The organism is Prochlorococcus marinus str. MIT 0912 (assembly GCF_027359595.1).
Taxonomy (GTDB): domain Bacteria; phylum Cyanobacteriota; class Cyanobacteriia; order PCC-6307; family Cyanobiaceae; genus Prochlorococcus_B; species Prochlorococcus_B marinus_C.
Window position 1 is genome coordinate 1,749,863 of record NZ_CP114783.1, and the last position, 24,051, is coordinate 1,773,913.

The window sequence follows — 24,051 nt, forward strand, 5'->3', positions numbered from 1 at the left end:
GATTTAATTAGTGGAACCACAAGTGATTTTTTCTTATTTTAATCTGATTTGATGTGTTAGACCAAAAAGATAATCTTTTAAGCTCCTATAACTATGATTTACCAAATGACTTAATTGCTCAATCACCTATCGAGAGTAGGCATGATGCGAAACTGATGATTGTAAAAGATGGGATCGATGAGCCTTTAAATCTTGTGCATGCAAAGGTATGGGACATTAAGGAAATTTTGAAGAAGGGTGACCTTTTGGTTGTCAATAATACGCGGGTGATTAAGGCAAGATTGAAAATTCGATTATCAGGAGGAGGTTTAGGTGAACTGTTGCTAATGGAACCAAAGGGGAATGGCCAATGGATTTGTTTAGGTCGCCCTGCTAGACGTATGAGAAGAGGTGATCAATTATGGTTGGATAGGTCTTCAAATGATTCTTTATGTTTAAAGGTTATTGATAAAGACGAGATTACAGGCGGAAGAATTATTCAATTTCCTAATGAGTTTACTAATTGGATCGAAATGGAAAATTTACTTGATTTATGTGGAGAAGTCCCATTGCCTCCCTATATAGATAAGGATAAATCTAGTGGGCATGAGGAAAGATATCAGACTAGATTTGCCTCGAAGCCAGGAGCAATAGCTGCTCCCACAGCGGGCTTACATTTAAGTGATGAACTTATAGAGATTTTAAAAATCACAGGCATTAGAATTGCACAAATTACTTTGCATGTCGGCTTAGGAACTTTTAGACCATTAGATAAAGAAGACTTATCTCAGTTACATTTACATAGTGAGTGGATAGAGGTCTCTGAAGAGACCACAAAAGTGATAACTAATTGTAAGGACGAAGGGGGAAAAGTCTTTGCCGTTGGCACTACAAGTGTGAGAGCCCTTGAAGCTGCTTACCTTTCAGGAAGAGGTACTTTGAAGCCGTATGAGGGTAAAGTGAATTTAGTAATTAAACCAGGATTTAAATTTTCCGTTATTGATGGATTACTCACTAACTTCCACCTACCTAAAAGTTCCCTATTGCTTTTAGTTAGCGCTCTAATTGGTCGAAAACGTATGTTGAAACTTTATAAACATGCTATCTCTAACAAATATCGATTTTTCTCTTATGGAGACGCGATGTTGATAACACCGGAGTCAGTCATACAAACTCAAAATTCAAGCTAATGATGGTTCTTTAATAACGCCTGTAGGAACATTCTCAAACATTACGGATGAGATATATCTTTCGGCAAGATCAGGTAGAACTACAACGATTGTCTTCCCTGAGAACTCTTCTTTTTCGGCCAGTCTTAAAGCCACAGCTGCAGCGGCACCACATGAGATCCCAACTAGTAGACCTTCTTCTTGTGCCAAACGTAATGCCATCGCAATAGACTCATCATTAGAGACTTGCTCAACTTTATCGACTACTGATAAGTCAAGATTTTTTGGGATAAACCCAGCTCCAATCCCTTGGATTTTGTGAGGACCGGGTTTTACTTCTTCTCCATTTAGAGTTTGTGTTATTACTGGGCTATGAGTGGGCTCAACGGCAACAGATAATAATGAATGATTTTTTTCTTGCTTTATGAAACGAGAAACACCTGTGATTGTTCCACCTGTCCCGACGCCAGAGACTAAAACATCAATTTGACCATCGGTATCATCCCAGATTTCAGGACCCGTTGTTTTGAAATGTATTTCTGGATTAGCTGGATTATCAAATTGTCCTGGCATGAAATATTTTTGAGGATCGCTATCTGCTATTTCCTTCGCTTTTGCTATTGCACCAGGCATTCCTTTGGCTGCTTCCGTAAGTATTAATTCGGCACCAAGAACAGCCATCATCCTCCGACGTTCAATTGACATGGACTCAGGCATCGTGAGGATTAATTTGTAACCTCGAGCAGCAGCAGTATAAGCAAGGGCTATTCCAGTATTTCCAGATGTTGGTTCAATAATGACTTTATCTTTGTTGAGTAAACCTTTCTTCTCAGCGTCCCAGATCATATTCGCTCCAATTCTGCATTTGACGCTGTAGGCAGGGTTACGGCCTTCTATCTTTGCAAGTACTGTTGCTTTTGCGTTTTTTGTAATCGAATTAAGCTTCACTAATGGTGTATGACCAATAGCAAAACTATTGTCTTCATAGATTCTGGACATTTTTTAAATGACTTAATTAACTAATATTCTAAATCTATATAAAAATCTCGGTGATTGGTTATTTAGATAATCTTTATTAGTGATTTTTTTATATTACTGAATTAAATCTTGACCATAATTCATCTTCATTTTCTAACCCTACTGACACTCTTAATAAGTGTTCCGAGACTCCACAACTTTCCGCCCATTTCAATTCTTTAAAGTGAGCTAACTGAACATATGGGCAAACCAATGTAAAATTTGTACCTAAACTTGGTCCTTTGTTTACTCTTAATGAATCATAAACTCTTTTTGATTCTTCAATCCCACCTTTAAGTTCAAACGATAATAGACATCCATAACCTCCTCCTTTCTTCAGTAGCGAATTAAAATTTTTACAATATTGGGGATGTAAAACCTTTGAAATTTCTTTTTTTGTTTCTAATTTTTCTTTCAGCCTTAAGCAAGATAGATTTAACCTTTTCAAGCGATCCTCAACGTCTCGACTGGTTTTCTCCAACTCGATAGTATCTGAATCAGATAAGGTAGATAATGCAACTTTAGGAATTATCTCTGCTAATTCTTTTTTCCACTTGGAATAAGGACTTATGACAGAGCTGCCAGCAAGAATATCCCCTCTTCCAGCAAAACTTTTTGTAAGTGAACTAAAAACAACATCTGCATAAGGAGTTAGATGAACATTTAGAGATGAACCAATAGTATCGTCAACGATAATTGGGATATTTTTATCTTGAGCTAATTTTGAAATAGATATTAGGTCAACACATTGCAATAACGGGTTGCTTGGTATTTCTATGATTAATGCAGCTGGATTTTTTTTATCCAGCTCTTCTTTTATATGATTTAATTTTGTTTTTATAATGAGATCGCTTCCTTGGAAAATAATTTGAGGGAGTTTAAGCACATCAACATATGGAAAGCCTATTTGAAGTGTCGAATTATTTCCTTTAATATACTTTATCGCAGTAAGAATAGTCGTTAAGGCCGCCATGCCTGAGCGATGTAGTTGTATTAAAGTGCAATCACAATTATATATATTTGCTAAGCGATTAAGCAGTTCACCTCTAGCTGAATGGCTATCTGAAATGGAGGGTGAGTTCTCTCTCCCAAGGGCAATGGCAGCTTCACGTGATGATAATCCAAGACCAGTATGTTGCCAGTAGGCTTTTGCTGAAGGAGTACTTTTTTGATCAACAATTAGACATGAAATCCCAAGAAAATCTTTTATTTTTGAAGAACAATCAGAATATTTTCGATGACAATATGTTTGAGCACTCAAAGCAGAAGCTCTATTGGGATAGGGCCAACTGCTTTGCTGTGATTCACCATGAAATTCAAGTGATTTACGAGCCACCTCAGCAACAAAAGGGTTAAACCCAAATCTAGGATAAATTGCTTTTAATGAATCAATACAGGCTGGAACCTTCTCTTCGTAGGCGATTACATCTTCCCATCTAGGTAAAGCAACAGATACGGCATGTGGCCTATTCGGTAGAGGCTCTCCTAAATCTTTAGCACTCCAGCAAGGATCATTTAGTAAATTTCTTTCAGTCAAGAGATGTTTCCCAAGGCTTGATTTAAGTCAGCACTCAAGTCCTCAATATCTTCACATCCTACGGAAAATCGGATAAGTGAATCAGTAATTCCGATCTTTAATTTGGTTTCTTTGGAAACTGATGCGTGTGTCATTGTTGCTGGGTGGCAAACAAGGCTTTCAATTCCTCCGAGACTTTCTGCCATCTTGAAGTAATGAAGACTTTTGCAAAATGAATAAGTTTGGGCTTGAGTTGCATTAACAGTGGCAGTAACAATTGCTCCTCCAAGAGTCATTTGCCTTTGTGCTAATTTACATTGTGGATGATCGCTTCTGAAGGGATATCGAACTGATTTTATTACTGGATTGTTGGCTAATTGATTGGCTATTTTAGATGCATTATTTATTTGTCTTTCTAATCGAAGTGGAAGAGTTTTTATCCCCCTAGTAATAAGCCAGCAATCAAAAGGAGAAGGATTTAAACCAAGAGCTTTTTGGGCGAAATCCAACTTGTCTTTCCATACGGTACTCTCGGTACATACCGCACCTCCAAGTGCGTCTGAGTGACCATTGATATACTTGGTCGTGCTAGTTAAAGATAAGGTCGCGCCAAGTTTTAGAGGTCTTTGTAATAGAGGTGTTGCAAAAGTATTGTCTACAACAACAGGTATTTGCATTTTATTTGAGAAGTGACAAATCCCTTCAATATCAATAATTTTAAGGAGTGGGTTGGTCGGACTTTCGATCCAAATCATCGCGGGTTTGTGATTTGAAATGACTTCTTGAAAATTGGGCTTGGTAAAGTCTATCCATTTAGTTTTTAATCCAAAACGATTAAAAACTTGTTCAAATAATCTCACCGTACATCCATAAAGGTTCTCCTCACAAATGATTAAGTCTCCAGCCTTAAGTGAGGAGACTATTGCTGTAATTGCAGCTACTCCAGAACTAAACACACTTGCGAACTGGCATTCTTCCAGATCTGACAAAACTGATTCAAGGATTCGGAAATTTGGATTTCCTGAACGAGTGTAGTCAAAGCCACCCTCATTGCCATGAATGAACGTTGATGTTGGGAAGATTGGAGGCATTATTGATCCAGTCTCTTCAGAAAAATTTTCTTTGGGATGAATGACTCTTGTGTTTACTCCAGTGCTGAACTCCTTTTTCCTTTTTACTGATCCCATATCTTTTTAGTTGTTTTTCTATAGGCTATAGAAAAACAACTAAAAAGCCCCTAAAAAAAGGGGCTCCATATATAAATTTAATAAGAAAGAAGCTATGTGTAGCTCTATACCTTCCTTGAGTAATACTCAACAACTAACAATTCATTAATTTCTATAGCAACCCATTCCCTATCTGTCTTTGCAGATATCTTGGCCGAGAGTTTGGTTTTATCAAGCTCAAGGTGTGGAGGAACATTCGCAAGACCAGGGAACTCTAAGTTGGCTTGAGCCAATTGCTTGCTAGCCTTGTTATCTCTTATGGCAATAACATCTCCAGCCTTGCATTGGTAACTTGCAATGTCAGTTGTCCTGCCATTAACAGTTACATGCCCATGGTTTACTAGCTGCCTTGCACCTGGGATGGTAGGTCCAAATCCAAGTCTAAAACAAACATTATCAAGCCTATTTTCTAAAAGCTTTAAGAGATTTGTTCCTGTGGAACCTTCCTGAGCACGAGCTTTCTTTACATAGCGAACAAGCTGGCGTTCAGAAATACCATAGTTGAATCGAAGTTTTTGCTTTTCTTCGAGTCGGATCGCGTATTCAGAGCGCTTGCGACGGGCTTGGCCGTGCTGACCAGGGGGATGAGACCTTTTAGCGGCCTTCCGGGTGAGACCAGGTAGGTCTCCCAAGCGTCGCGTGATCCTCAATCGAGGTCCGCGGTATCTAGACATAAGGACTTAAATTGGAAATGTTTGCTGGCGAGGGTAATCTGGAACTAAATCCATTGGCCCTTATTCACCAGTTATTTATTCTATCTAAAGATGCTTACAAAGATCAATAAAGCCATTGCATTTGTTTTTGTTGGTTTAATTTCTTTTTATCAAAAGTGGATTTCCCCATTGTTTGGTCCGAGTTGTCGCTTTATCCCTAGTTGCAGTGCTTATGGGATAGAAGCCGTTAATAAGCATGGCCCTTGGAAAGGTGGTTGGCTGACTTTGAAAAGGTTAAGCAAATGTCATCCTTTTACCCCATGTGGCTGTGACCCTGTTCCCGAAAAATGAACTCAGAGGTATTGATTTTATATTCACGTCAAGGGTGCTGTTTGTGTCAAACACTTGAAGAAAAATTGTCTAATATATGTCTAAGAAATTTAAAACCTTCTATTGTACTTTCAATTGTCGATATAGATAGCAATAGAGTCTCTTTAGATATTCAAATGAAGTATACAAATGAAGTTCCAGTAATGGTTCTTGACTCAGCTAGATTATTAAAAAAGATTGAATTACCTCGTGTTTCTCCACGCTTAAAGGAAGACATGCTTTTATCTTGGATACAAAAGAATTTGAATATTTTGTACAAAACAGCTTAAGAAAATAATCAATTTCTCTTTTATGAAATTACTTTATGATTTAAATAGGAAAATATAATTTATTTTTTTAGTAACCAAGACTCTTTTATAAAGAAGATTAAATTTCTTTCTAATTATTGAATCGTAAGTAGATTTGTTTTGTAGTGAACATCATGCAGGTCTTTCATACTTGAAATGATCCTTTATTGATTTTTCATCATCAGAGGTTTGCTTTGTCGCGTTATCTACACAATTTATTGAAAGCCATTGATCTTCAAGTCCCTTCAGGATTAGCGAATCCAGAAATAAAAAATCTTTCATGTGATTCTAGAGAAATTGAAAAAGGTGATTTGTTTTTAGGTTTAGATGGTGAAAAAGTTGATGGAGGGACTTACTGGGCAAAAGCAATGGAGAAAGGTGCTTGTGCGGCCATTATTAGTAAAAATGCCTCTCTTCTAAATCCACCAACTAATGAAGATCCTGTAATTATTATTCCGGATCCTGTCTCACTATTTATGGGCAAATTAGCTGCAGACTTTTGGGGTAAACCATCTAGTGAGATCTGTTTGATAGGTGTCACTGGTACTAATGGTAAAACGACTACATCATTTTTAATTGAATTTTTGTCTGCTTCGCTTGGCCATTCATCCGCCTTATTTGGAACATTAATTAATCGATGGCCTAACCATGAGGAAACGGCAAAATATACAACTACTTTTGCTGTCCCTTTGCAGGAACAACTTAGAAAAGCTGTTCAGGCAGGAGTCGAATATGCAGCAATGGAAGTAAGTTCACATGCGTTATCTCAGAATAGAGTTGCTGGTTGCGACTTTAGTGGGGCAATATTTACAAATCTTTCAAGAGACCATTTAGACTATCACGATTCAATGGAATCTTATTTTGAGGCTAAAGCTAGTTTGTTCCGATCACATTTAATAGAAGATGATGAGCCTAGATCAGTTGTTAATATAGATGATAAATGGGGCGCCTTATTAGCAAAAGAGCTAAACCAAAAATGTTGGACATGCTCATTAAAAGAAAAGTCTCAAACCAGAGAAAAACCAGATATATATATTAGTAATCTTCAAGTTATGCAAGATGGATATAAGGGAAAATTGCATACACCCTTTGGGGCAGGAAACTTTTTTTCACCACTGATAGGTGATTTTAATTTAATGAATATCTTGCAAGCAGTAGGCGTTCTAGTTCAAAGAGGATTGCCCTTAGATGATCTTTTGGCTGCTTTAAAAAAATTCCCTGGAGTGCCAGGGAGAATGCAACTTATAAATATAGATGGATTTAAAGTCAAAGACGGCTATCCACTAGTAATAGTAGATTATGCACATACACCGGATGGATTGCAAAATGCTTTATTCGCATCAAGATCTTTGACGAAAAATAAATTAATTTGCGTTTTTGGTTGTGGTGGTAATAGAGATAAAGGTAAAAGACCTAAGATGGGAGAAATTGCTGCTAAGTTTGCAGACTATGTAGTTGTGACATCTGATAATCCTCGACAAGAAGACCCATGCGAAATTATTAGAGATATTGAAAAAGGTATGATTTTCGATTCTGAAATCTCTGTTGAGCCAGAGAGATCCAGAGCAATTCAACTTGCCATAGCAAAAGCTAAGACAAACGATGTTGTTTTAATTGCAGGAAAAGGTCATGAGGATTATCAAATTTTAAAAGATCAGACAATTTACTTTGATGATCGTGAACAAGCTAGAAAAGCACTATCTATAAAAAAGATTTTTATATAGACTCTTGATTCGATATGAAATTTTTCAGACCAATAACAAGATTATTTATTTCGTTTAAATCGGTAGTGATATTAACGCAAGCACGTAGCCATTTAGGATCTTCTAGAACTCTTATCCATAAATTCTCTTGCCCAAGATAGTTGACAACCTCTTCAGGAGAATTAATTCCTCTAATATTAAAACTTACAATTCCTGAAGGTGGTGGACTATTTAAAACAAGTTCAATATTTTTGATTTGATTTAGTTTTCCCCACAGGATAGCGCTGAGATCTTTAATCTTACAAAAGCGCTCAGTCTCATGACCTTCATCTTTTAACATTATTAGAGAGCTCCTGAGACCAGCTAAAAGAGGGACACAAGAGGTCGCTATCTCAAAGCGTCTGCCATCAGAATGAAAAGGAGTTTTATTATTGACATATATCCCTTCTTCAGCTTTTAAGCTTTTCCAACCAACTAATGTTGGACTTGATTCTTCTAGAACTCTTGTTGAAAGAGCAACAGCCCCCAGTCCCTCAGGCCCGTAAGCCCATTTATGTCCTGTAAACGCATAGATATCCGCATGGTTACAAGCATCTTTGATTGGGATATGAGAAAAACTTTGGGCAGCATCAACTAATAAATAAGGTTTGCTTAAATGCTCTTTAAGTTTTTTTGAAATAAGTTTAATTGGCATGATTTGTCCTGTATTCCATAGGAGATGTGAGAGAACAACTAGCTTCGTGTTTTTTTGTAGATATTCATCTATCAATTTGAGTACTTCATTATATGTCTCATCTTTCTTGTCGTTACCATTGCATAATTTTGATACTGGTAGGATGGCGATTGTTAGATTCTTTTTTCGAGCTAATTCTTTACATGCTGCGACTATCCCAGGATGTTCACAATCGCTAAGTAATAAATTATCACCATCAGAAAATGGCAGTCCTAGTAGAGGTAAGACACAACCAGAGGTGACATTTTCAGTCAAGGCAATTCTTTTAGGATGAATAGCGCAAATCTCTGCTAAAAGATTTTTCGTAGCTATGACTTCTTTAGTAATGTATGGCCAAACATTATTTGTGAATGGACCTAACTTTTGAATTGTTTCCCAACTCGATGTTATTGCATTTAATGATTGAGTTGGGAGTGGACCTTGACCTCCATAATTAAAATAGTCTTTATTTTGTAGAGCAGGCATATTGTCTTTGAACAATATTGGTGACATATCCTTATCTTTTAGTTGTGGTAACTAAGAATATCTTTTTTTAGCTAACTTACCAATTTAATTATATCTTTTAGTTATATGAACCTTAACGTCTACCATTTTTAATTATTTTCTGGAGCGATTTTAAATCAAAAAGCACTTCATTAAAGTAGGATGGTTTTTAATTGTTAACTGGTTTATGAATATCAAAAAAGAACAAAAAATCAAAGCTCAAGAATGGGTGGTCATGTTCGATGGGCAAATAAGAAAAAGTGAAAAAGAGATTAATTCTGATGAACATCATTTGGAAGTTAACAATCAAAAGAGTGAATAGTGATTAGATTTTGGTTCCATCAGGCAAAATAGTGAAATGATATTTCTGTTGAACTTTTGAATTACTTTCTATTTAAGCTATTTCACTTTTTGTGGTTTTTTATATTAAGATGTAAGTCCTAATTGAGTTTTAAGATGAAAATTGATTTTGGTCCTGTAACTTTTAGCAGGATTGCTAGCATCCTCTTGATATTGGGTTTCTTTGGGCTTTTGGCTTATAACTCTACTCTCTAATTATATTTTAATTAATCTTTTAATGATAAAATAATTTAATTCCTATTTATAGAATTAAATTATTTTATATAAATTTTTATCAATTTATTTCTAACTTATCTATCATTTAAAACTAGTTAACTATAAATATTTTTTGACTTTTTGATTTACGAAACAAAGATTATAATTAGGCCAATTTATGTAGTTTCCATTTTTAGCTCTCGATGTCTTTATTCATACAGTAGAATTACTTGAATTTAAATTAAATACGAATGGAAACCTCAACTACTGATCCAACATTATTGATGCTCATAGGAGGGATAGTTGTTTTACTAGCTGGCTCAGTAGCATATGGAGTTTACTCAACATTCGGTTCAGGCTCAAAAGAGCTCAGGGATACCATTGATGAACATGCGAAAATGCATGAATTAGGTATTGCCCATGGACATGGTGGAAGTTCAGAGGCCTACGAAATGTCTGGGAAACTTCAAAAAGATCAAATTTCGTAATAATCAAGCAGTATCCAGAACAAACTAGATGAAAAATTTTATTCATAAAAATTTTCATCTATATTTTTTAGGTACCCCGATGTAATATTGAGTAATTAAGATTAAAAAATTGATTCACGTTAAAGAAAATATCCATTACTTGAAAGAAGTATCAACCAATAATTGCTCATGTTAATCAGCATCTTAACTGGATTTACTGCTGGGGCAGTGCATGTAGTTAGCGGAGCTGACCATATGGTCGCAATGGCTCCTTCATCTATAAAAAAACCAATAGTAGCTTTAAATGATGGTTTGGCATGGGGAATTGGACACTCAGCAGGTGTCCTAATTCTCTTAATATTAGGAATTTTGGCTAAGGACTTAATAAATATTGAATTAATGTCTTCTTATGCAGAAGTTCTTGTTGGCGTAAGTCTTTTGATTGTGGGGTTTTTAGCTATTAAGACTTCCTTGAATGTAAACATTCACATGCATCAGCATATGCATGGAGAAGAAAAACCTCATAAACATTTTCATTTCCATTCATCTGGAAATAACCTTCATAGAAGGCATACTCATGCTGCAACGGGATTAGGCGTTTTGCATGGTTTTGCTGGTGCTAGTCATTTGGTTGCAGTCATTCCCGCATTGGCATTGCCATTGTTTGGAGCTGTGGCTTATTTATTTGCATATTTACTTGGATCAGTCTTTGCAATGGGATGCGTTGTTTTAGGTATATCTTTTGCAACGAGTAAAGCTAATAAAATGTTTTATCCTTTCTTGATGCGATCAATAGGAGCACTATCAATAGCGACAGGAATATTTTGGCTTCAAAAGACTTCGGTTCTAACTTTTTAAAAGTCTTTCTTCATGAATTACACAGCTAGCCTTCTTGCTTTGGGTTTCTTTTTTTTATGGGTTGTTATTGCGACACTGATATGGTCAAGAAGAATGAGGAAACTTAAGCAAGAATATTCTTTAAATAAATCAAAATTCAAAAATTAATTGATACATCATTTATCATCTTAAGATACATATTTATCAGTGAAAATGATTAAAGATTATGTATGATCATTCAACTATAAAGAAGATTGATGAAAGGTGTTTTGTTTTTCTTAGGTTCTATCTTTAGATGGCCTGTTCAAAATACTAAGGAATTTTTGATTATGCACATATATCTTTTAGGGATATATGGAATAACTTATTTGCTTAGAAGCATTGGTTTAGGGGCCTCTAACCTTATTTTTACAGTTGGCTTAATGGCTCCAATCGCTTATCTCATTTATAATGGTCTCCCCTTAGATTGTCTTAATTATAAGTCTGCAATTAAAAGGGAATTAAGTTCTATAAATTAATAATAAAGGCTAAGTATAAAATTAATTTATAAGACTTGTATTACTTCGCTAACCTCTGGAATCATTTCTCTTAGTTTTCTTTCAATACCCATTTTTAGAGTCATCGTGCTACTCGGGCAACTTCCGCAAGCTCCCTGCAGTCTGACTTTGACAATTGGTCCATCTATTTCAGCTATCTCTACATTTCCTCCATCAGCCATTAGAAATGGTCTTAATTCATCAAGAACCTTTTCAACGTTTTCTGTCGTAAGCGCAAGAGTTTCGTCGCTCATTTTGGTCTATTTAATTTAATTTTGCTTAGCTTAGTTAATTGCAGGATAGTCTGTATGTAATCTTGATAAAGATTTTGTTTAATACTAGTGCCTCAGATTCAGAAAATACTTATGACGCAATATTAGTAGGTGCAGGAATTATGAGCTCAACTCTTGCAGTACTTCTGCATGAGCTTGAGCCAGATTTACGATTACTGGTCGTTGAAAGATTATCTTCTGCTGGTTTGGAAAGTAGCTGCGCTAAGAATAATGCTGGAACAGGACATGCTGCTAACTGTGAGCTGAATTACACTCCAATTCAAGAGGATGGATCTCTTAGTACTACCAAAGCTTTTGAAATAAATAAATCCTTTGAGCAAAGCTTAGAGTTTTGGGCATCTTTGGCAGAAAAAGGAAAATTGATTCCAAAAACTTTTTTAAATAAGTTGCCACACATCAGTCTTGTCTTTGGAGATAAAGATATCTTTTTGCTTAAAAAAAGATTCTCTGAACTTAGTTCTCATGGCGCTTTTGCAGAAATGGAATTCACCAAGGATCATGGTGAGTTAAAAGATTGGATTCCGTTGATTATGGATGGTAGGAAACAGAGCGAAGAGATCGCTGCGACAAGAATTCAGAGAGGAACTGATATTGATTTTGGCAATTTAACTCGCTCATATATCAATCATATTCAAGAGGCAAAATCTATTGAGATTAACTTCTCTACTAATGTTGAAAATCTTCAACAAGATAGTGAAGGAGATTGGTATGTATCTTTAGAAGGAGGAGCAAAAAAACATAGAATTGTTAGATCAAAGTTTGTTTTTCTTGGAGCGGGAGGAGGAGCTTTAACTCTTTTGCAAAAATCTGGAATCCCAGAAGGATTGTCATATGCAGGTTTTCCTGTAAGTGGCAAATGGTTGATTTGTGAAGAGGAAAAATCAACAAAAATACATAATGCAAAGGTTTATGGAAATGCAGCAGTTGGAGCACCACCAATGTCTGTCCCACATTTAGACACACGATGGATAGATGGAAAAAGGTCTCTTTTGTTTGGGCCTTTTGCAGGATTTAGTTCAAATTTTTTAAAGTATGGATCAAAATTGGATTTATTCAGATCCATCAAAACAACTAATCTTTTCTCTATGATTCAAGCAGGAATAGACAATATAGATTTAGGAAAATACTTATTTAATCAATTACTACAAACAAATGAGGATAGAATAAAAACTTTAAAAAGATTTCTACCTCAGGTTTCACCTAACGATTGGAAGCTTTCAATAGCAGGACAGCGTGTTCAAATAATTAAAAAAACCTCTAAAGGTGGTGTTTTAAAAATGGGGACAGAGGTTGTTACTTCATCAGATGGATCCTTAGCTGCTTTGCTTGGGGCTTCCCCTGGCGCAAGCACAGCAGTAACAATTATGATTGAAGTTTTAAACCGTTGCTGGCAGGAAAAAATGAAATCAAGTAAATGGCAAAGTAAATTGTTAGAGCTTTTTCCAAGTATTGGGACAGATATTAATTCAAATCAAGAAGCACTTTTGTCAATTCGCAAAAGAAACGATTTCTTACTTAAATTAATTTAAAACATAGTAATGGTGAGTTATGTTTAATCTTTATTCTGAGTTGAATTGATAAATGAAAATCTTGTTCCTTTAATATCTTTCGCATGACTAATGTTCCCATTTCTCGTCTGAGGAACTTCTGCATAATTGCACATATTGACCATGGTAAATCAACCTTGGCAGATAGGCTTCTTCAGGACACTGGGACTGTCTCTTCTAGGGACATGCAAGAACAATTTTTGGATAATATGGACCTTGAGAGAGAGAGAGGGATAACTATAAAATTACAAGCAGCCCGGATGAATTATAAAGCTGATGATGGAGAGGAATATGTCTTGAATTTGATTGATACTCCTGGTCATGTTGATTTTTCTTATGAGGTGAGTAGATCATTGCAGGCTTGTGAAGGTGCCTTGCTGGTTGTTGATGCTAGTCAAGGAGTTGAAGCCCAAACTTTGGCGAATGTTTATCTTGCTTTGGAAAATGATTTAGAAATTATTCCTGTTCTCAATAAAGTTGATTTACCTGGTGCTGATCCTGAAAAAATAAAAAATGAGATTGAATCAATTATTGGTTTAGATACATCTAAGGCGATTTGCTGTTCTGCTAAAACAGGGGTTGGCATTCCACAAATACTGCAAGCAGTTGTAGATAGAATACCTTCACCTAAAGATAATACTGGTCAAGCTACAAAGGCACTTATCTTTGATTCTTATTACGACCCTTATAGAGGGGTAATTGTATATTTCAGAATCATGAGTGGTGGCATAAGTAAGAAAGACAAAGTCTTACTTATGGCTAGTAAAAAAAGTTATGAGTTAGATGAAATAGGTGTTATGGCTCCTGATCAAGTAAAGGTAAACTCTCTTCATGCAGGTGAGGTTGGATATTTAGCTGCATCAATTAAAGCAGTTGCTGATGCAAGAGTCGGGGATACGATCACGTTGCAGGATAGACCTGCTGATGAAGCTTTACCAGGTTATACCGAAGCTAAGCCAATGGTTTTTTGTGGGTTGTTCCCCACGGATGCAGACCAATACCCAGATCTAAGGGAGGCTTTAGATAAATTACAGCTATCCGATGCTGCATTGAAATATGAACCTGAAACAAGTAGTGCAATGGGATTTGGCTTTCGTTGTGGATTCTTGGGTTTATTGCATATGGAAATTGTTCAAGAGCGTTTAGAGCGTGAATATGATTTGGATTTAATTGTTACTGCACCCTCAGTTATTTATAAAGTAAAAATGACTGATGGAGAAGTTTTGATGATCGATAATCCAGCTACACTTCCAGACCCTCAAAAACGTGAAACCATAGAAGAACCTTACGTCAGAATGGAAATTTATGCTCCTAATGATTACAACGGAACTTTGATGGGACTTTGTCAGGACAGAAGAGGAGATTTTATTGATATGAAGTACATAACAACTGACCGAGTTACTCTTATTTATGAAATACCCCTAGCAGAAGTAGTCACCGACTTCTTTGATCAGATGAAAAGCAGAACTAAGGGATATGCTTCGATGGAATATCACTTAATTGGTTATCGAGAAAATGATTTAGTTAGATTAGACGTTTTAATTAATTCAGAGCGAGCAGACCCTTTAACGACAATTGTTCATAAAGATAATGCTTATGGTGTAGGGAAAGGACTTGTTGAGAAATTAAAAGAACTTATTCCAAAACAGCAATTTAAGATTCCTTTACAGGCTTCAATTGGGAGTCGAATTATTGCAAGTGAAGGTATTAGTGCTTTACGAAAAGATGTTTTGTCCAAATGCTATGGGGGTGATATCTCTAGAAAAAAGAAATTGTTGAAAAAACAGGCAAAAGGGAAAAAAAGAATGAAGTCTATGGGGAAAGTAGATGTTCCCCAAGAGGCTTTTATGGCAGTCTTGAAATTAAATAATGAATAATAGATATTTTATGATCTATGTTTGTTTTGTGTAGTTTATCTCACTTGAATTATTTATAAACATTGAGACTTCTTGATTACCTTTGTCTTTTGTTAGGTTTGTCCATATAAAACCTATAATTATTAATGCTGCAATGGTGATTGAGAGCTCCCCTACGGTGAGACCATCATTTTTAAAATGCATCTTAAACTGTATGTATTGCTTTATTTAAGCAATTTTTTTTTTAATTTCTACCTTTTACAGCTAAATTTAATTAGGTTTTCTTATTTGATCATTGAATCTGAGAGATTTTTTAAGACGAAAGAACTTGTCGACACGGTTATTGTTTGTTGGGCTGATGATTTTGTTTGTATATATAGGTATCTCTATTTTTATGCCACTATTAATATCTTTAAAGATTGTACCTAATGGTGAACTTGGGTTAGGGAACCCGATTTTTTCAGCTCCATCCATAGATCACTGGTGTGGAACAGATCGACTAGGAAGAGATGTTTGTATTAGAACTTTGGCTGCGAGTGGGGTTGCATTACAGGTCGTTTTCGTTGCGGTATCTCTTGCTGTTCTGATAGGTATACTTTTAGGACTTTTAAGTGGCTACATTGGCGGGCTTTTGGATAGGATTTTAGTCCTTTTCATGGATACTCTTTATACCATCCCTGTGCTCCTCCTTTCTGTGGTGATGGCATTTTTATTGGGTAGAGGTATTTTAAATGCCTCAATAGCATTATGTGTTGTTTATATTCCTCAATACTTCCGACTCGTTAGAAACCAAACTTCACAGGTTAAATCAGAACTTTATATTGAGGCAGCCATATCATTGGGAGCATCCCCACTTTGGGTGATAAGAAAGTATCTTCTTAAAAATGTTCTTACTTCTATTCCTGTGGTCTTAACACTTAATGCTGCCGATGCTGTATTGGTTCTTGGAGGATTGGGATTCCTTGGATTAGGTCTCCCAGAGAATATTCCAGAATGGGGAAGCGATTTAAATATGGCATTAGTTGCATTGCCAACTGGTATCTGGTGGACAGCGATTTATCCTGGTATGGCTATGTTCGTTTTAGTGTTAGGTTTATCTTTTATTGGAGAAGGTTTAGAGAAATTTATAAGTGAAAATAGTTTGCATAATTAAATCATACTTGAGGTTTGGAATTTAATATCTCATTTTTTCTGTTCTTGGGAGATCATCTATAATTTCACCTTTTTCATTAAGTTCTGGATATTTTCTTCCTTCATTCTTGCACCATTGAGAAACCTCGGGGTAAGCCCACTCGAAGATCTTTTCTTTATATGTTTCTTGGCTCATACCTTCTCCAGATTCAGGAATTATATTGGCTACTTGTCGTTGTCTTATTGCTTCAAATAATAGTGCGGATGCTGCGACTGATACATTCAATGACTCGACCATGCCTCTCATTGGAATATGAATGTGCTCATCCACTAGGCTGGCTGCTTCTTCGCTAATACCCCATTTTTCGGCACCTAGTACAAATGCTGTTGGCCCCTTGAAATCACATTTTCTGTAGTCAATTGATTTGGGATTCAAGTTCGTTCCGAATAATTTAAACCCTTTATCTTTAAGAACTTTGACTGCCTCGGTGGTTTCCTTATATTGGTTTATTTTGACCCATTTTTGGCTTCCTTGAGCGGTGCTATTAAACGTTAGAAATTTCTCTTTGTTGAATATTGCATTAGCTTCAAGAACACCAACAGCATCACAACTTCTTATTATGGCTGAGAGATTATGAGGCTTTTCAACATTCTCAATTAAGACAGTGAGATTTGAAATTCTTTTGTTTAGGACTGATTTTAGTCGCTCAAAACGTCTAGGTAAGACAGGCATTTCTAATTATTCATAGAACAGTTAGTTCTTTTTGATGAGGATAGTAGGAAATTGAGTTTAATTGATTATGAAAAGCTAAATTAAATAACTTATTTTAATCAAAAACAATTAATCAAAATATCACATAAATAAAAGGCTCCTGTCCATTGGACAGAAGCCTTTTATTTAATTTGAGAGTGTTTTGATTTCTAGTAAATTTAGAAGCTAAACACTGTTTCAACAACAACACCAGAGTCGTCATCACCAGCACCTGTATCTTCTACTGTGAAGAAACCAGGAGTGATTGTAACGCTGTCGTTCACTGCATAGGTGTAAGAAACTTCAAATCCTGTTCTATCAAAAGTATCGCTTCCATCAACATCAGTTGAATTGTAAGCAGCACTTAATGTTCCAGGACCTACTTCATAGTCGACACCAACGAAAAAGTCAGTTTCGTCTTTAGCTGTTCCTTCTGGATCCTTTGTGTCGTAAGCAACGCTGATAGTTGCTGGGATGGACTCAGGGCTGTAATAGATACCGCCACCAAATGTGTCGTAACCAGTTGTTCCAGCTTCACCGTCGTTGGAAGCGATTACAAGACCACCACCAAATCCGTCACCGTTGTAGCCAAGGGTTACAGTTGTTACGTCATCACCATTGTCACCACCGATTCCTACTGTTGAATCAGCACCACCAACAGAAACGAAGCTAGCAGAAGCAACTACGCCGTTGTCATTAGAGTAAGCAACACCAATTCCAGGACCAGTTTCGCTACCAGCCAAAGAGTAAGGCATGCTGCCTAGTCTGAAAGCATCTGAGTAAGCAGAAGTTGTTGCTGCAACAACATCATCTTGGTCAACCAAAGGACCAGCTGTTACTGAAAGATCGCCTACAGGGAATGCGTAGTAAAGAGATGAAACTGTTAGAGCACCTGTTCCTGTTTCAGCACTATCCATGCTTGCTAAAGGACCACTTGCATTACCAGTAATGATTCCAGCTGTAAATAGGTCTTCGCCAGTGAAGCTAGTATTGATGTCAAGGCCATATGCATATTGCATATAAAGCTCTTCTGACTTGTCATCTGTTCCGCCGTCGGCAACAGAACCAACAGTGAAAACAGCAGTACCAGAAAGAGTAGTAGTTGATGTAAATGCAGAATCAGCATTAGCTGCAACTGGAGCCATAAGGCCTAGAGCTGCAGGAGCTACTAATAAACGTTGAAAAAGCTTCATCGTGTCCTCACACATTAAAGAAGTTGCTCCAAGAATAACTCTGTTAACAAGAGGTTAAAAGTATCTTATGTTACACCTCTTAGGCTGGACTAGGGGAGGCCTTTCCTTTGAAAGTGATTGCAGTAAAAGACTTCCTGGTATTTTCGCGCTAATATTATTTCATTGATATTTTACGTTTCAGTATAAAATGTTTGCTTTTGAATAAACATCTGTCTGCAATGAAAGGCTTAGAGGCAAGAAAAGCTGCTTTGGAGGTTATTCAAGCTGCTGGTGGAGGAGCCTTTGCTGATGTGGCTTTGGAGAGGGTCTTTAATCTTTATTCATTTAAGCCGATAGATAAAGCCTTGATAACAGAGCTTTCTTATGGCGCAATTCGTCAAAGATATTTTTTGGATCACTGGATAGATTTTTTAGGAAAAGTACCAGCCAAAAAACAACCTCCGCTATTGAGATGGTTATTGCATCTTGGGCTTTATCAAATTTTAAAAATGGAGCGAATACCTCCAGCTGCTGCGATTAACACAACTGTTGAACTTACAAAAAATCTTAGTTTGTCAAAGCTAGCTCCTGTGGTAAATGGTATTTTGCGATCGGCTCTTCGTAGTAAGGAGAAAAATCTCCAACCACCTAAATCAAAGAAGCCGAGTTTAGAATTAGCTAAAAATGAGTCAATACCTGTTTGGTTCGCAGAGGAATTGATTGCTTGGAGGGGATTTAAAGATGCTAATAAGATTGCGCAAGCATTCAACAGTGTTAGCCCCATTGATATAAGAGTGAATAAATTACGTGCAGAGAGAAAAGATGTAAAAGAAATTTTTGATTCTTTCGGTATTAAAACCCAATTGATCCCAGGGTGCCCTTATGGATTGGAAGTCCCTGCTGGTGGGGGTGAGCCTAAAAAATGGCCGGGTTATGAAGAAGGAAAATGGAGTGTTCAAGATAGATCATCACAGCTAATCGCTCCATCATTAGGGGCTTTGCCTGGAGAAAAAATTCTTGATGCTTGTGCCGCACCAGGTGGTAAATCAACACACATCGCTGAATTAATTAATAATGAGGGAAAGATTTGGTCTGTTGATAGATCATCACGAAGATCTCAAAAAATATTAGCTAACTCAGAGAGACTAGGGACTAAATGTTTGCAACTATTGGTTGCTGATTCTAATGAATTATTACTAAAACATCCTGAATGGGAAGGTTTTTTTGATCGTATACTTATTGATGCTCCCTGCTCTGGACTGGGTACTCTCGCTCGCCACCCTGATGCAAGATGGAGAATGAATCAAGATAATATACAGGAGCTTGTTTCTGTTCAAAGTCAGTTACTTAACGCCTTGGCGCCTTTATTGAAAAGAGGAGGCACATTGGTCTATTCCACTTGTACTATTCACCCTGATGAAAATTTTAATCAGATAAAAAAGTTTCTTCAATTAAAGGCTGAATTTATATTGGTTTATGAAAAACAAATATGGCCTGGAGAAAAAGCTAATGGGGATGGTTTTTATATTGCAGTTTTAAATAAATTTAAAAATAAATAAAAGATATAAATGAATGAAGCTTAAATATTTATCATTCTATTCTTAAATTTAATAATTAATTTTACAAACTAATCAGTGGACTATGACCTATGGCGATAGCCGTTACAAGCATTCCTAAAATTAGAAATGGTTGTGCGCTGGCTTGGTATTTAACATCAAAACTCAACGGATCACGTAATAGCCATATGTCTTGGAAGGTTATTTGAGGGATTATGAGTAAAACCAGGATGACAGATGCAAGATGTTGTCCTATCGCTATCAAAACTATTACCATTGCTAGTTGAAAGATATCTATCATTCCTGCGCTAATGCGACTTGCATTCTTTATACCAAATACGACAGGGAGTGATTCAAGTCCAAGGCTTCTATCCCCTTCCACACTTTTAAAATCGTTAATCACTGCAATGCCCAAGCCTGACAAACTGTAGGCAAGAGTAAGCAGTGAGGTTGTCCAAGTTAAATGTCCAAACAGAGCTTGTCCAGCCCACCATGGAAGAGCTATGTAGCTTGCACCAAGTGCATAATTTCCGAGCCAACCATTTTGTTTAAGTTTTAAAGGTGGCGCTGAGTAAATAAAGCTTACAAATGAACCTCCCAATGCAAGCAGAAGGACTGAAGGGATGGTGTGATGTGCCCATATATCTAATAAATAGGCAACTCCCAGACCAGCTATTAATAGAACCCAGATTTGACATTTAACTTGAAAAAGGGAAATAGCCCCAGAGGGTATTGGCCTATTGGGTTCATTTATTGCGTCTATTTCCCTATCAAAGTAATCATTTATTGTTTGGGTGTATCCAGTTAAGAGCGGCCCGCTCATAAACATGCAACTTATTGAAGCAAAAACGTTGCTTAATTCCCAGTGGTAATTCCCACTAGCAGCTGCTCCACAAATTACTCCCCACAATAAAGGAATCCATGTAATGGGCTTCATTAATTGCAAACGAAGCTTCCAAATGTTTTTTGTTTCAGAACCTCCTTTTATTCCAAGGAGTTGCCTAGCATCACTCACTTTGTAATCTCGGGTTAAGAAACTTCATCTTCGAAGAACCAATTTTGGCTGCCATCTTTAAGTTTAAGCACCAAACCAATTCCTCTACCATCAGTCATTTTGTAATCCATTACTGTTCCTCTTGGATCTTCTGAAAGTTGCTTAATCAAATCAGAAGGTATGCGATCACGAACTTGTTCAATATTAATTTTGATTTTTGATCCTATCCTAGTTAGGGAGGCTGGCTTGGCCATGGCATCAAAATGCTTAAGTCTGGGCAACCTTAACAGTTCCTCTGTTTAAAAATCATGGTTGCTTTAAGATTAATTCCTTGTCTTGATGTTTCAAACGGACGAGTAGTAAAGGGGGTTAATTTCGTTGGATTGCGTGATGCAGGCGACCCAGTTGAGTTGGGATGTAGATATAGCAAGGCTGGAGCGGATGAATTGGTCTTTCTTGACATAACAGCTACACACGAGAAAAGATCAACTTTGGTTGATATGGTTAGACGCACATCCGAAGCTGTAACGATTCCATTTACTGTTGGAGGAGGAATAAGTTCATTAAATGGAATAAATGAATTATTAAGAGCAGGCGCTGACAAAGTAAGTTTAAATTCAAGTGCTGTTAAGGACCCTTCCTTAATTTCTGAAGGGTCAAATTGTTTTGGTTCTCAATGTATTGTGGTTGCAATAGATGCAAAAAAGAACAAAATCATTCCTAATAAGTGGGACGTTTATGTAAGTGGTGGAAGAAAAAATACAGGTTTAGATGTGGTTGAATGGGCAGAAAAAGTATATGAATTTGGAGCAGGCGAAATTCTATTAACGTCTATGGACGGTGATGGGACTCAAAATGGTTATGACATAGAACTTACGAAATCTATTTCTGAGAAAGTTCCAATACCAGTAATAGCTTCTGGAGGGGCTGGTTGCTTGAGACACATTAAAGAGGCTTTTACTCTTGGGAAATCCTCAGCCGCTCTCTTGGCTTCCTTGTTACACGATGGACAATTAACTATTAGAGAAATAAAAGAATATTTAATTAAAGAGAATTTGCCCATAAGACCAATCGAATAATAAATATTTTCATCAAAAGATGTATAAATTGAATCCAGCGTTAAAATTTCAGTGATAGTTTAGTATTTTTCTATATTTGTATGAGGCCTGGTAATAATAAATCTATAGAGGAAATGTTTAACTCAATTTCTTCAAGATATGATTTTTTAAATGATATATTTAGTTTCGGATTACATAGGTTTTGGAAAAGAAAATTGTTGGATATTCTTAATCCGACTTTTGGAGAGAAATGGATAGATATTTGTTGTGGTACGGGAGATATGTCAATAATGTTGGCTAGATATATAAAAAGCTCTGAAAACATTATTGGAATAGATTCAGCTGCTCAAGCATTATTAGTAGCGAGAGAAAGATCTAAACAAAACTATTCTTCAATTGAATGGATAAATGGTGATGCTCTGGAGACAAATCTTAAATCAGATCAATTTGATGGCGTTTTAATGGCCTATGGCTTAAGGAATCTTTCCAGTTCATTCGCTGGACTAAAAGAAGCTTTAAGGATTTTGAAACCAGGTGGAAGAGCTGGAATTTTAGATTTTAGATCTTTTGAAGGACGTTGCATTCAAGGACTATTCCAAAAATTTTATTTAAGTTTTTATGTAGTTCCTATTGCATCACTTTTTGGTTTAGGAAAAGAATATTCATACATAAAAAAAAGCTTAATTAACTTCCCTTCAGGCGAAAAACAAATTCATTTGGCACTTTCTGCGGGCTTTAAAAAAGCAAAATACCAAACTTTAGCAAATGGGCAAATGGGGATTTTATTACTTGAAGCGTAAGGTGAATTGTTCAATCTATTCTCAATTCTTTCCTTCTACAAAAACTACATTTGCCCCATAATTTTACCTCTCCCTTAGGAGAAGGCACTTTGCAAAAAGGACAATTCGTAGTTCCATTTTTATCAATTCTACTTGGGTGTTTTTCCCAGATTTCTTTTTCACTTTCTCTAGTGACTAAATCAATAGGATAATGCTGTCTAATTCGTAGATCTCTTATTTGATATCCATATGATTTTAAAGATTCAATTAACTCTAAACGGTTGTATTGGAGAGCTTGTCTCCACTGTGGATGGCTTGCTCCGATAGTTAAAATTTTATTTTTTATGTAAAGTGGTGTGCAATTCAATGCGAGTTGCTCTCCAGCTATTTCTACCCAATCTTGAATAAGGCCTCCTACCTCTCCTTTCCACGAAGCCTTGATTTCTTCTAAGCATGAATATATTGACCGCTCTCTTTTTTCTTTTGTTTTATGCTTTAAGTCTTTTAAAATCAATGTAATTCGACACTATGGATGAGTTGATGCTTAAATCTAGCTAATATTTTTTTGATTGCATAAAACATACTAATGGGATTATTAGATAGGTTAAGCCGCTTAATAAGGGCAAATTTAAATGCTTTTGTTAATGAGGTAGAAGATCCAATAAAAATACTTGATCAGTCTGTTGCTGATATGCAAGAAGATCTAGTAAAACTTCGTCAAGCGGTAGCTATGGCTATCGCAAGTCAAAAAAGGTTAGAGAATCAGGCAAATCAAGCAAAAGAACAAATTAAAAATTGGTTTTCTAGAGCTGAGCTAGCCTTGAAAAAAGGAGAGGATGATTTAGCCAGAGAAGCATTGAGTAGAAAAAAAACTTTTCAAGAAACTTTTGAATCTTTATCGGCTCAATTTCAAACTCAAAATGGTCAAGTTGAAAAACTAAAGAAAAGCCTTTTGTTACTAGAAAGAAAGATTGCCGAAGCTCGAACTAAAAAAGAGATGCTAAAAGCAAGAGCGCAGGCCGCTAAAGCTCAGCAACAAATTCAAAGCGCAGTGGGTGATTTAGGTAGTAAGTCTGCCATGGCTGCTTTTGAAAGAATGGAAGATAAAGTTGAGGCATTGGAAGCTTCTAGTCAAGCAGCATTGGAGTTGGCTGGAGAAGATCTAGAAAGTAAATTCGCAGAATTAGAAGGAGGTGATGATATAGAGAAAGAATTAGAGTCATTGAGGACTCAATTGAAATCAGGAGTTGAGGTAATAGCTCTACCTCCGTCTGATTTAGATTTCAATGAAGTAAATAAAGTAGAAATTAAAGAAGTTGAAGTTGAATTAGAGGAGATGAAAAAGTCAATGGATAATTCTTAA

At 36.3% G+C, this 24,051-nt stretch carries 26 protein-coding genes; 14 read left to right on the top strand and 12 right to left on the bottom strand.

The window, feature by feature from the left end; all coding sequences use genetic code 11:
* Window positions 1-53: 53 nt before the first annotated feature.
* Entirely contained in the window at window positions 54-1,169 is a 1,116-nt protein-coding gene (gene queA / locus O5640_RS10005; RefSeq protein WP_269612324.1) for a tRNA preQ1(34) S-adenosylmethionine ribosyltransferase-isomerase QueA, read from the top strand.
* Here the strand turns inward: queA and cysK are convergent.
* From cysK to rpsD, 4 genes are all read right to left on the bottom strand, one after another.
* Complete coding sequence (gene cysK / locus O5640_RS10010; RefSeq protein WP_269612325.1) at window positions 1,161-2,147, bottom strand: cysteine synthase A; 987 nt, start codon at window positions 2,145-2,147, stop codon at window positions 1,161-1,163. The two genes, queA and cysK, sit on opposite strands and share 9 nt — an antisense overlap.
* 88 nt (window positions 2,148-2,235) lie before the next feature.
* Window positions 2,236-3,702, bottom strand: a complete 1,467-nt coding sequence (locus O5640_RS10015) for a PLP-dependent transferase (RefSeq protein ID WP_269612326.1) — start codon at window positions 3,700-3,702, stop codon at window positions 2,236-2,238.
* Window positions 3,699-4,868, bottom strand: a complete 1,170-nt coding sequence (locus O5640_RS10020; protein WP_269612327.1) for a trans-sulfuration enzyme family protein — start codon at window positions 4,866-4,868, stop codon at window positions 3,699-3,701. Before O5640_RS10020 ends, O5640_RS10015 begins: the two co-directional genes overlap by 4 nt.
* A 104-nt stretch (window positions 4,869-4,972) precedes the next feature.
* Entirely contained in the window at window positions 4,973-5,581 is a 609-nt protein-coding gene (rpsD, locus tag O5640_RS10025) for a 30S ribosomal protein S4 (RefSeq protein ID WP_269612328.1), read from the bottom strand.
* A 90-nt stretch (window positions 5,582-5,671) separates the two neighbouring features.
* On the opposite strand from rpsD, the gene yidD reads away from it, so the two are divergent.
* From yidD to O5640_RS10040, 3 genes are all read left to right on the top strand, one after another.
* On the top strand, window positions 5,672-5,911 hold the full coding sequence (yidD, locus tag O5640_RS10030; protein ID WP_269612329.1) for a membrane protein insertion efficiency factor YidD: 240 nt from the start codon (window positions 5,672-5,674) through the stop codon (window positions 5,909-5,911).
* A complete protein-coding gene (locus O5640_RS10035; RefSeq protein WP_269612330.1) occupies window positions 5,908-6,219 on the top strand; it encodes a glutaredoxin family protein in 312 nt (103 codons plus the stop codon). The genes yidD and O5640_RS10035 overlap by 4 nt, the downstream gene beginning before the upstream one ends.
* 212 nt (window positions 6,220-6,431) lie before the next feature.
* Window positions 6,432-7,961, top strand: coding sequence for a UDP-N-acetylmuramoyl-L-alanyl-D-glutamate--2,6-diaminopimelate ligase (locus tag O5640_RS10040; protein ID WP_269612331.1), 1,530 nt, complete (start codon window positions 6,432-6,434; stop codon window positions 7,959-7,961).
* On the opposite strand, the gene O5640_RS10045 is transcribed toward O5640_RS10040, so the two are convergent.
* On the bottom strand, window positions 7,954-9,165 hold the full coding sequence (locus O5640_RS10045) for an aminotransferase class V-fold PLP-dependent enzyme (protein WP_269612332.1): 1,212 nt from the start codon (window positions 9,163-9,165) through the stop codon (window positions 7,954-7,956). The genes O5640_RS10040 and O5640_RS10045 overlap by 8 nt on opposite strands.
* A 178-nt stretch (window positions 9,166-9,343) precedes the next feature.
* Between O5640_RS10045 and O5640_RS10050 the strand changes: the two genes are divergently transcribed.
* The 3 genes from O5640_RS10050 to O5640_RS10060 all read left to right on the top strand — a co-directional run bounded on the left by O5640_RS10050 (window position 9,344) and on the right by O5640_RS10060 (window position 11,036).
* A complete protein-coding gene (locus O5640_RS10050) occupies window positions 9,344-9,478 on the top strand; it encodes a hypothetical protein (protein ID WP_269612333.1) in 135 nt (44 codons plus the stop codon).
* Between the two features lie 484 nt (window positions 9,479-9,962).
* Window positions 9,963-10,199: a photosystem II reaction center protein PsbN gene (psbN, locus tag O5640_RS10055; RefSeq protein ID WP_225866589.1), complete on the top strand. Its 237-nt coding sequence runs from the start codon at window positions 9,963-9,965 to the stop codon at window positions 10,197-10,199.
* 168 nt (window positions 10,200-10,367) lie between these two features.
* Window positions 10,368-11,036 carry a hydantoin utilization protein A gene (locus tag O5640_RS10060; protein WP_269612334.1) on the top strand — a complete coding sequence of 223 codons (669 nt, stop codon included), beginning with the start codon at window positions 10,368-10,370 and terminating at the stop codon, window positions 11,034-11,036.
* 523 nt (window positions 11,037-11,559) lie between these two features.
* Here O5640_RS10060 and O5640_RS10065 read toward each other — a convergent pair.
* Window positions 11,560-11,805 (bottom strand): NifU family protein, encoded by a 246-nt coding sequence (locus tag O5640_RS10065; RefSeq protein WP_011294385.1) that lies wholly within the window; start codon window positions 11,803-11,805, stop codon window positions 11,560-11,562.
* Window positions 11,806-11,879: 74 nt separating this feature from the next.
* Here O5640_RS10065 and O5640_RS10070 point away from each other — a divergent pair, with 74 nt between their 5' ends.
* Together O5640_RS10070 and lepA are read left to right on the top strand one after the other, a co-directional pair.
* Entirely contained in the window at window positions 11,880-13,373 is a 1,494-nt protein-coding gene (locus tag O5640_RS10070) for a malate:quinone oxidoreductase (RefSeq protein WP_269612335.1), read from the top strand.
* 83 nt (window positions 13,374-13,456) lie between these two features.
* Complete coding sequence (lepA, locus tag O5640_RS10075; protein ID WP_269612336.1) at window positions 13,457-15,268, top strand: translation elongation factor 4; 1,812 nt, start codon at window positions 13,457-13,459, stop codon at window positions 15,266-15,268.
* A gap of 15 nt (window positions 15,269-15,283) precedes the next feature.
* Here the strand turns inward: lepA and O5640_RS10080 are convergent, their stop codons facing one another.
* A complete protein-coding gene (locus O5640_RS10080; protein ID WP_269612337.1) occupies window positions 15,284-15,451 on the bottom strand; it encodes a hypothetical protein in 168 nt (55 codons plus the stop codon).
* A gap of 154 nt (window positions 15,452-15,605) precedes the next feature.
* Between O5640_RS10080 and O5640_RS10085 the strand changes: the two genes are divergently transcribed.
* On the top strand, window positions 15,606-16,400 hold the full coding sequence (locus O5640_RS10085; protein WP_269612338.1) for an ABC transporter permease: 795 nt from the start codon (window positions 15,606-15,608) through the stop codon (window positions 16,398-16,400).
* Between the two features lie 21 nt (window positions 16,401-16,421).
* On the opposite strand, the gene trmH is transcribed toward O5640_RS10085, so the two are convergent.
* Both trmH and O5640_RS10095 read right to left on the bottom strand, forming a co-directional pair.
* On the bottom strand, window positions 16,422-17,111 hold the full coding sequence (gene trmH / locus O5640_RS10090) for a tRNA (guanosine(18)-2'-O)-methyltransferase TrmH (RefSeq protein ID WP_269612339.1): 690 nt from the start codon (window positions 17,109-17,111) through the stop codon (window positions 16,422-16,424).
* A 197-nt stretch (window positions 17,112-17,308) separates the two neighbouring features.
* A complete protein-coding gene (locus O5640_RS10095; protein WP_269612340.1) occupies window positions 17,309-18,322 on the bottom strand; it encodes a porin in 1,014 nt (337 codons plus the stop codon).
* Window positions 18,323-18,540: 218 nt separating this feature from the next.
* On the opposite strand from O5640_RS10095, the gene O5640_RS10100 reads away from it, so the two are divergent.
* Window positions 18,541-19,860: a 16S rRNA (cytosine(967)-C(5))-methyltransferase gene (locus tag O5640_RS10100; RefSeq protein WP_269613851.1), complete on the top strand. Its 1,320-nt coding sequence runs from the start codon at window positions 18,541-18,543 to the stop codon at window positions 19,858-19,860.
* 61 nt (window positions 19,861-19,921) lie between these two features.
* On the opposite strand, the gene chlG is transcribed toward O5640_RS10100, so the two are convergent.
* A complete protein-coding gene (chlG, locus tag O5640_RS10105) occupies window positions 19,922-20,872 on the bottom strand; it encodes a chlorophyll synthase ChlG (protein ID WP_269612341.1) in 951 nt (316 codons plus the stop codon).
* Between the two features lie 14 nt (window positions 20,873-20,886).
* Entirely contained in the window at window positions 20,887-21,105 is a 219-nt protein-coding gene (locus O5640_RS10110; RefSeq protein WP_269612342.1) for a DUF2862 domain-containing protein, read from the bottom strand.
* A 54-nt stretch (window positions 21,106-21,159) separates the two neighbouring features.
* Between O5640_RS10110 and hisF the strand changes: the two genes are divergently transcribed.
* On the top strand, window positions 21,160-21,930 hold the full coding sequence (hisF, locus tag O5640_RS10115) for an imidazole glycerol phosphate synthase subunit HisF (protein ID WP_269612343.1): 771 nt from the start codon (window positions 21,160-21,162) through the stop codon (window positions 21,928-21,930).
* Window positions 21,931-22,010: 80 nt separating this feature from the next.
* Entirely contained in the window at window positions 22,011-22,709 is a 699-nt protein-coding gene (gene ubiE, locus O5640_RS10120; RefSeq protein WP_269612344.1) for a bifunctional demethylmenaquinone methyltransferase/2-methoxy-6-polyprenyl-1,4-benzoquinol methylase UbiE, read from the top strand.
* Window positions 22,710-22,719: 10 nt separating this feature from the next.
* On the opposite strand, the gene O5640_RS10125 is transcribed toward ubiE, so the two are convergent.
* The gene (locus O5640_RS10125; protein ID WP_269612345.1) at window positions 22,720-23,202 is read right to left on the bottom strand and encodes a DUF721 domain-containing protein; all 483 of its coding nucleotides are present in this window, start codon (window positions 23,200-23,202) and stop codon (window positions 22,720-22,722) included.
* Window positions 23,203-23,274: 72 nt separating this feature from the next.
* On the opposite strand from O5640_RS10125, the gene O5640_RS10130 reads away from it, so the two are divergent.
* On the top strand, window positions 23,275-24,051 hold the full coding sequence (locus O5640_RS10130) for a PspA/IM30 family protein (RefSeq protein ID WP_269612346.1): 777 nt from the start codon (window positions 23,275-23,277) through the stop codon (window positions 24,049-24,051).